The following is a 6,492-nucleotide window of genomic DNA, read 5'->3' on the forward strand; positions in this document are numbered from 1 at the left end:
TTTTTCAATATAGTCGAAGAGTAGTTTCTGCTACGGCGTTGGTTCGCCTTGTATCAGAATTTACTCTCCAACTATATAAACAGGCTGCCTGCCCTGCCCGCAAAAAAGCCGTCTGAAAAACAGCGTTTTTCAGACGGCTTTTTTTGAAACGTAACGGATTATTCCGGGCGCATCTGCGGGAACAAAATCACATCACGGATGGTTTGCGCGTCGGTCAGCAGCATCACCAGGCGGTCGAGGCCGATGCCGCTGCCGCCGGTCGGCGGCAGGCCGTATTCCATGGCGCGGATGTAGTCGGCATCGTAGTGCATGGCTTCGTCGTCGCCCGCATCTTTTTGCGCCACCTGCGCTTTGAAACGCGCGGCTTGGTCTTCGGGGTCGTTCAACTCGGAATAGCCGTTGGCCAGTTCGCGGCCGACCACGAATAATTCAAAGCGGTCGGTCAGGCCGGGCTTGGTGTCGGAAGCGCGCGCCAGCGGCGACACTTCAACGGGATAATCGATGATGAAGGTCGGGTTCCACAGTTTGCCTTCGGCGCAGCCTTCAAATAAGGCCAATTGCAGGCTGCCGATACCGGGCGACGGCGGGATTTTTTCGCCGTGTTTGACGATTTCCTGTTTCAGCCATGCCTCGTCGTGCAACTGCTCGTCGGTGTAGTGCGGATTGTATTTTTTAATCGCTTCCAAAATGGTCAAGCGTTCAAACGGGCTTTCCAAATCGACTTCTTTGCCGTTGTAAGTGATTTTCGCCGTGCCGCACACCGCTTGCGCCGCCGCGCGAATCACGCCCTCGGTCATCTGCATCATGCGCTCGTAAGTGCAGAACGCTTCGTAGAATTCCATCATGGTGAATTCGGGATTGTGGCGGGTGGACATACCTTCGTTGCGGAAGCTGCGGTTGATTTCAAACACGCGCTCCAAGCCGCCCACGACCAAGCGTTTCAAATACAGCTCCGGCGCGATGCGCAGATACAGCGGCATATCCAGCGCGTTGTGGTGGGTGACGAACGGTTTGGCCGTCGCACCGCCGGGAATCGGGTGCATCATCGGCGTTTCCACTTCCAGATACTGCTCGCCGACCATGTAATTGCGCACGGTTTGGATGATTTTGCTGCGCTTGATAAAGGTATCGCGCGATTCGGGGTTCACAATCAAATCGACATAGCGCTGGCGGTATTTGACTTCTTGGTCGGCCAGGCCTTTGTGTTTGTCCGGCAGCGGACGCAGGGCTTTGGAGAGCAGGCGGATTTCGGAGACGCGCACGGTCAGCTCGCCGTGGTTGGTTTTAAACAGCGTGCCGGATGCGCCGATGATGTCGCCCATATCCCAATGTTTGAAATCGTCGTGCGCCGCTTCGCCTACGCCCTGATTGTTGATGTAGAGCTGGATTTGGCCGCTCACGTCCTGCACGGTGGCAAAGCTGGCCTTGCCCATGGCGCGCTTGAGCATCATGCGGCCGGCGATTTTTACGGGAATGCCTTGCGGGTCGAGCTCTTCTTTACTCAGGGCGCCGTATTTTTCATGCAGGTCGCCGGCAAAGCTGTCGCGCTGGAAATCGTTGGGGAACGCGATGCGCGCTTGGCGGATGTCGTTTAATTTTTCGCGGCGCAGGGCGATGATCTGGTTTTCATCAAGCTGCGGTTCGGCTTGCGGGTTGGTTTGTTCGCTCATTTCAGTTTCCGAAAAAAGAAGACCGTTTTTCAGACGGCCTAAGCAATTAGGTCAGCGCGGCAAAGCTGCGGCATCTTTATCTTGAAACACGTTATTTTACGCGATATCGGCCTATTTATCCACATCAGGCCGTCTGAAAATCCTGCCGATAGGCATGAAAAAAGCCGCCCGTATCAACGGACGGCTTTCGAATTTGATGCTTACGCCTGCGGCGCGGCGGGCGCTTTGTTGCTGGTTTTAATCAGCAGGGTCAATACCGCTGCAATTGCCAGGAACACGCCGCCGAAGGTCATGGCGTTGGCCGGGGTATGCAGGAAGGTATCGTAAATCGCGCCGAAGGTCACGGTTTGAATCAGCATCGGAATCACAATCATCATGTTCACAATGCCCATATACACGCCGTAACGCTCTTTGGGAATGGCGTTCACCACAATCATAAACGGCACACCCATCATGCTCGCCCAGCCGATACCGAAACCGATCATGGGCACAAACATCAGGTATTTGTCGCTGATGTGCGGAATGGACAGCAAGGCGGCGGACGCAAGGGCAACGGCAAAGGCGTGCACATATTTGGCCGCATATTTTTTCGCCATCACCATCAGGCCGAACGCGGAGATAAAGGTCACGACGTTATAAAAGCCGTTTACCAGCCCCGTCCACGCTACGGCCTGCTCGTAGGCGGCTTTATCGGCGGCGGTCGAGTTCCATACCGAAGCGACGATGGAGTGGGAAATGTATTGCCAGTAGATAAACAGGGCATACCATTGGAAAAGATACACCAGCGCCAGCTGCCACAGGGCAAACGGCATTTCTTTGATGGCAATGAAAATTTCGCTGACGGCAGAATGCTCTTTTTTGGCTTTCAGCGCGGCCATTTCTTCGGCGGTCGGCTCGTTTTCCGGCGTGGAGAATACCGTCACCAATACGGAAGCGATGGAGCAGAATGCGCCGATGTAGAATGAACCGAATACCCAGTAAGGAATGCCGGCTTCGGAAGTCTGCTGCAGCCAGCCGATTTGCTGGAAGATATACAGCGACACGTTGGCCAAAGTAATGCCCAAGCCGGTAAACACCGACTGCATCAAAAAGCCGGTAGATTGCTGATGCTCCGGCACTTTATCGGCGATAAAGGCGCGGAACGGCTCCATGGCGGTATTGTTGGAAATATCCAAAAGCCACAGCAGCAACACGGCCACCCACAGGGCGGTTACATGCGGATAGATAAACAGACACAGGCTGCAACCAATCGCACCGATTAAGAAATACGGGCGGCGGCGGCCCAAGCCGGGAATCCAGGTGCGGTCGCTCATCGCGCCGATAATCGGCTGCACCAGCAGGCCGGTAATCGGGCCGGCCATGTTCAAAATCGGCAGCTGGCCGGGGTCGGCGTTTAAGAAGCTGAAAATCGGATTAATCGCCGTCTGCTGCAAGCCGAAACTGTATTGGATGCCGAAGAAACCGAAGTTCATCAGCATAATCTGGCGTAGGGTCATCGCCACCTGCGGAGAGATGCTCATTTGGAATGCGCTCCTGATTGAAAAGGGTCGTTTGTGGGTAAAAGGTCAAACACATTCGCGGCAGGGCGGCGTTTTTCAGACGGCCTGCCGTAGTCGGATAACATCAGCACGATACGCTTAACTACTTTGTTTCACGCTGATTTATCCGGCGATTGTTTATCCGCTCAAAGCGGGTACCGACTGCCGCCATACGGTTTCGCCCGCCACGCGGCAGGGCTGCGCGGGATCGTCGGCCTGCCCACCGTCGATTAAGCGGAACAGGGTTTCCGCCGCCAATGCGCCCATCTGCATATAAGGCAGCTCGGTGCTGGTCAGCGGCGGAAACAGCGTTTCGGCAATGGCGCTGTGGTTGTCGTAGCCCGCCACCGCCACCTGCTCGGGCACACGCAGGCCGCGCGTACGCAAAATGCCGTACACCCGCACCGCCATTTCATCGTTGCCGCAGCAGATAACCGTCGGCGGGTAAGGCAGGGCCAGCAGCTTCACCACCGCAGCCAGCAAAGCCGCGCTGTCGTTGCTGTGGTCGGGGTAGCCGGTTTGCAGTAAATCTTCATCAAACGCGATGCCCGCATCCGCCAAAGCGCGGCGGTATCCGGCGGTACGCAGGCGGGTCGCTTCGATATTCGGCTGCAGCGTCAGATACGCGATGCGCCGGTGGCCGCTGCGGATAATCCGCCGCACCAAATCATATTGCCCCTGCGCGTCGTCGGGCAGCACCGACGGCGTGCCCTGCGCGTCAAAACAGTTCACCAGCACCATCGGGCAGGCTTCCGGTATCTCCGGCAACACCACTTCCTGATGATATTCCGCCACATACAGAATACCCTCCGCCCGATGCGCCATAAACGTGCGTATCAGCGGCGCCAGGCCGTCGCCCCGGCTGCCGGCATCGGCAATCATCAGCGTTTTGCCCGCCTCGCGGATTTTCTGCTGCACGCCTTTAATCAGAAACATATCGGGCAGGCCGTGCACGCGGAAATGCTCGCCGGTGCGCGAAATCGCGCCGGTAATCAAGCCGACCAGCCCCGAGCGGTTCGAGCGCATCCCGCGCGCGGCCGAAGACGGGATATAGCCCAAAGCCGCAATCGCCTGCTCCACTTTGGCGCGGGTGCGCTCACTGACCGGCGCATCGCCGTTAAGCACGCGGCTGACGGTTTTCGGCGACACGCCCGCGCGGGCGGCGACGTCATAAATTGTAGCCATCTTACGACCCGCACCTTAAAAATATTTAAAAATTGTTACAAGGATAGCACGCATGACATCGGTGTCATATCATTATCTTTCGATAAATATTTGATAAAAATCAAGCAAACTCCATACGTCTTGTTATTCAATCCAAACAGCATTTTTCAGACGGCCTTTATGCATGAAATAAAATGCAAAAATCCACAAAATCCTGCCAAGCAAATTTGCATAAAACAACAAGTCAAACCCTTGCCACATCTGCCTTTGCGCCGCCCGCGCCTTTTCCGCAGCCGGACAATACGGTATGATTCCGCCATGATTGGCGGCACGCGCCGCCCTGCCCGCAGCCATTCGGATAAGCATCTATCACGCAGGCCGCCCGCCCGGAAATCCGCCGCAAGGCCGTCTGAAAAATACCACACCAAAAGATCACATCAAAGGAAAACGCATGACCGACTTTACCGCAGCCTGGCAAGCCTTAGAAACCCATCAGGCCGCCACCGCGCATCTGCACCTGCGCGACCAGTTTGCCGCCGACCCGCAGCGTTTCCAAAAAATGCACGAAACCCTGCACGGCCTGCTGTTTGATTACAGCAAAAACCGCATCACCGACGACACCCTGCCGCTGCTGTGCGCCTTAGCCGAAGCCGCCGGCCTGCCCGAACAGATGACGGCCATGCGCCAAGGCGGCAAAATCAACCGCAGCGAGCAGCGCGCCGTATTGCACACCGCCCTGCGCCTGCCCGAATCGGCCGACCCCGTCTATGTGGACGGCGAAAACATCGTACCCAAAGTCCACCGCGAGTTGAACCACGCATTGGATTTTGCCGAAAGCATACTCAGCGGCGCCCACACCGGCAGCACCGGCCAAGCCATTACCGATTTCGTCCACATCGGCATCGGCGGCTCTTATTTAGGCCCCTTGGTCTGCATCCAAGCCCTTGAAGACTACTGCCGCCACGTCCGCGTGCACTTCGTCAGCAATGCCGACGACGCCTGCATCGCCCGCACCCTTGCCGCCCTCAACCCTGAAACCACCTTGTTTTGCGTAGCCAGCAAATCGTTCGGCACGCCCGAAACCCTACTCAACGCCGAAGCCGCCCGCGCCTGGTACCGCGCCGCCGGCCTGCCCGAGCAGGACATCGGCCGCCACTTCTGCGCCATCTCGAGCAACACCGAAGCCGCGCTGGATTTCGGCATACAGCCCGACAAAGTATTCGCCATGTTCGACTGGGTCGGCGGCCGCTATTCCGTCTGGTCGGCCATCGGCCTGCCCGTGATGGTCGCCCTCGGCGCCGCCCGCTTCCGCGAGCTGCTGCAAGGCGCGCACGCCATGGACGAACACTTCTTCCATACCGCTTTCCGGCACAACATCCCCGTACTGATGGGGCTGCTGCACGTTTGGTACAACAACTTCCACCAAGCCGACGGCCACACCGTCGTGCCGTATAGCCACAATATGCGCCGCTTCCCCGGCTGGCTCAACCAGCTCGATATGGAAAGCTGCGGCAAAAGCCGCACCGCCGACGGCGCCCCCGTATCCTGCCCTACCGGCGGCATCGTGTTCGGCGAAGAAGGCGTCGACTGCCAGCACGCCTACTTCCAGCTGCTGCACCAAGGTACGCGCCTAGTCCCCTGCGACTTTATCGTCCCCATGACCACGCCGCACCAAATCGGCCTCCAGCACCGCTTTACCGTCGCCAACGCCTTCGCCCAAGCCGAAGCCCTGATGCGCGGCAAAACTCTGGCAGAAGCCCGCGCCGAGCTGGCCGATTTACCCGAAGCCGAACGCGATATACTCGCCCCGCAAAAAGAATTCCCCGGCAACCGCCCCAGCAACAGCCTGCTCCTGGACGAAATCAACCCCTTCAACCTCGGCATGCTGCTGGCCGCCTACGAGCATAAAATCTTCGTACAAGGCACGATATGGGGCATCAACCCCTTCGACCAATGGGGCGTGGAATACGGCAAAATACTCGCCAAAACCATCGAGCCCGAGCTGTCCTCTACCGCCACGCCGCAACACGACAGCTCCACCAACGGCCTGATTGCCCACTACCGCGCCTGCCAAAAATCAGCCGCGCATGAAGCCTGACGCAGCATAAGTCTCACAATAA

General features: G+C 57.6%; 5 protein-coding genes. 1 reads left to right on the forward strand and 4 read right to left on the reverse strand.

The features are described from left to right. Positions 1–158: 158 nt before the first annotated feature. The 4 genes from lysS to BDE01S_RS11310 all read right to left on the reverse strand — a co-directional run bounded on the left by lysS (position 159) and on the right by BDE01S_RS11310 (position 4,738). Complete coding sequence (gene lysS / locus BDE01S_RS07285) at positions 159–1,670, reverse strand: lysine--tRNA ligase (protein WP_066079471.1); 1,512 nt, start codon at positions 1,668–1,670, stop codon at positions 159–161. Positions 1,671–1,870: 200 nt separating this feature from the next. Then, complete coding sequence (locus BDE01S_RS07290) at positions 1,871–3,190, reverse strand: MFS transporter (RefSeq protein WP_066079474.1); 1,320 nt, start codon at positions 3,188–3,190, stop codon at positions 1,871–1,873. Between the two features lie 156 nt (positions 3,191–3,346). Further along, entirely contained in the window at positions 3,347–4,393 is a 1,047-nt protein-coding gene (locus BDE01S_RS07295; RefSeq protein WP_066079477.1) for a LacI family DNA-binding transcriptional regulator, read from the reverse strand. Positions 4,394–4,516: 123 nt separating this feature from the next. Then, positions 4,517–4,738, reverse strand: coding sequence for a hypothetical protein (locus BDE01S_RS11310; RefSeq protein WP_115225442.1), 222 nt, complete (start codon positions 4,736–4,738; stop codon positions 4,517–4,519). An 85-nt stretch (positions 4,739–4,823) separates the two neighbouring features. Between BDE01S_RS11310 and pgi the strand changes: the two genes are divergently transcribed. Next, complete coding sequence (gene pgi, locus BDE01S_RS07300; protein WP_066079480.1) at positions 4,824–6,470, forward strand: glucose-6-phosphate isomerase; 1,647 nt, start codon at positions 4,824–4,826, stop codon at positions 6,468–6,470. Positions 6,471–6,492 lie beyond the last annotated feature (22 nt).

Origin of the sequence: Bergeriella denitrificans NBRC 102155, from assembly GCF_001592185.1 — a bacterium.
Lineage (GTDB): Bacteria > Pseudomonadota > Gammaproteobacteria > Burkholderiales > Neisseriaceae > Neisseria > Neisseria denitrificans.